This window comes from Streptomyces sp. NPDC002867, assembly GCF_053591895.1.
This window is the reverse complement of record NZ_JBSFUR010000107.1, coordinates 1-2281: the sequence shown is the minus strand read 5'-3', so window position 1 is coordinate 2281 and position 2281 is coordinate 1. Positions and strand designations below refer to the sequence as shown.

Below are 2281 nucleotides of genomic sequence, written 5' to 3'. Positions count from 1 at the left end.
TCGACGTGGTCGAGCAGATCGCGATCGACCGCATCAAGGAGCTGTTCGGCGCCGAGCACGCCAACGTGCAGCCCCACTCCGGCGCGCAGGCCAACGCCGCCGCCATGTTCGCGCTGCTCAAGCCGGGCGACACGATCATGGGCCTCAACCTGGCCCACGGCGGTCACCTGACCCACGGCATGAAGATCAACTTCTCCGGCAAGCTCTACAACGTCGTCGCCTACCACGTCGACGACGCCACCGGCCAGGTCGACATGGCCGAGGTCGAGCGCCTGGCCAAGGAGTCCAAGCCCAAGCTCATCGTCGCCGGCTGGTCCGCCTACCCGCGCCAGCTGGACTTCGCGGCGTTCCGCCGGATCGCGGACGAGGTCGGCGCGTACCTGATGGTCGACATGGCCCACTTCGCGGGCCTGGTCGCCGCGGGCCTGCACCCCAACCCGGTCCCGCACGCCCACGTCGTGACCACCACCACGCACAAGACCCTCGGCGGTCCGCGCGGCGGTGTGATCCTGTCCACGGCCGAGCTCGCCAAGAAGATCAACTCCGCGGTCTTCCCCGGCCAGCAGGGCGGCCCGCTGGAGCACGTCATCGCGGCCAAGGCGGTGTCCTTCAAGGTCGCCGCGAGCGACGAGTTCAAGGAGCGCCAGCAGCGCACCCTGGACGGCGCCCGCATCCTCGCCGAGCGCCTGGTCCGGGCCGACGTCACCGAGCACGGCGTCTCCGTCCTGTCCGGCGGCACCGACGTGCACCTGGTCCTGGTGGACCTGCGCAACAGCGAGCTGGACGGCCGGCAGGCCGAGGACCGCCTCCACGAGGTCGGCATCACCGTCAACCGCAACGCCATCCCGAACGACCCGAGGCCCCCGATGGTCACCTCCGGCCTGCGGATCGGCACCCCGGCACTGGCCACCCGCGGCTTTACGGCCGACGACTTCCGCGAGGTCGCGGACATCATCGCCGAGGCGCTGAAGCCGTCGTACGACGTGACGGCGCTGCGCGCCCGGGTCACCGCCCTGGCCGCGAAGCACCCGCTCTACCCCGGTCTGTGACGGATCTCCCGTAACATCCCGGAGCGAAACAAAAGGGGCACCGCGCACACTGGATCGTGAGCGCGGTGCCCCGCACCACGTAAGCACCACGTTTGCACGCATTGCCTCTGCACCACCCGGCAGACAACGGCGTCTACCACCCACAAGGAGTTCCCCGTGGCCCTCTCGGTCTTCGACCTGTTCTCGATCGGCATCGGCCCGTCCAGCTCCCACACGGTGGGCCCCATGCGCGCGGCCCGGATGTTCGCCCGGCGGCTGAAGAACGAGGGCCTGCTGGCCCACACCGCCTCGATACGGGCCGAGCTGTACGGCTCGCTCGGCGCGACCGGCCACGGCCACGGCACTCCCAAGGCCGTCCTGCTGGGCCTCGAGGGCAACTCTCCGCGCACGGTCGACGTCGAGAGCGCCGACGACCAGGTCGAGCAGATCAAGGCGGAGAAGCGCATCAGCCTGCTCGGCGTGCACGAGATCGGCTTCGACTTCGACACAGACCTGGTCCTGCACCGCCGCAAGGCGCTGCCCTACCACGCCAACGGCATGACGCTGTGGGCGTACGACGCCGACGGCACGGCCCTGCTGGAGAAGACGTACTACTCGGTCGGCGGCGGCTTCGTCGTCGACGAGGACGCGGTCGGCGAGGACCGGATCAAGCTCGACGACACCGTACTGAAGCACCCCTTCCGCACCGGTGACGAGCTGCTGCGCCTCACCCGGGAGACCGGCCTGTCGATCTCCGCGCTGATGCTGGAGAACGAGAAGGCCTGGCGCACCGAGGACGAGATCCGCGAGGGCCTGCTGGACATCTGGCGGGTCATGCAGGCGTGCGTCGCGCGCGGCATGTCCCGCGAGGGCATCCTGCCCGGCGGTCTCAAGGTCCGCCGCCGCGCGGCCACCACGGCCCGCAAGCTGCGCTCCGAGGGCGACCCGCAGGCGCTCGCGATGGAGTGGATCACGCTCTACGCGATGGCCGTGAACGAGGAGAACGCGGCCGGCGGCCGGGTCGTCACCGCCCCGACCAACGGCGCGGCCGGCATCATCCCGGCGGTCCTGCACTACTACATGAACTTCGTCCCCGGCGCCGACGAGGAAGGTGTCGTCCGCTTCCTGCTCGCGGCGGGTGCGATCGGCATGCTCTTCAAGGAGAACGCCTCCATCTCCGGCGCCGAGGTGGGCTGCCAGGGCGAGGTCGGCTCCGCCTGCTCGATGGCCGCGGGAGGAGCACGATCTCGCCG

2 protein-coding genes are annotated in these 2281 nt (G+C 70.2%); both read left to right on the top strand.

Annotation, left to right across the window (positions count from 1 at the left end):
• On the top strand, positions 1-1049 hold a 1049-nt coding region (glyA, locus tag ACWD0A_RS34735; RefSeq protein WP_451304693.1), incomplete at its 5' end, for a serine hydroxymethyltransferase.
• A 156-nt stretch (positions 1050-1205) separates the two neighbouring features.
• A partial coding sequence (locus ACWD0A_RS34730; protein WP_451304692.1) for an L-serine ammonia-lyase occupies positions 1206-2281 on the top strand: 1076 nt, incomplete at its 3' end.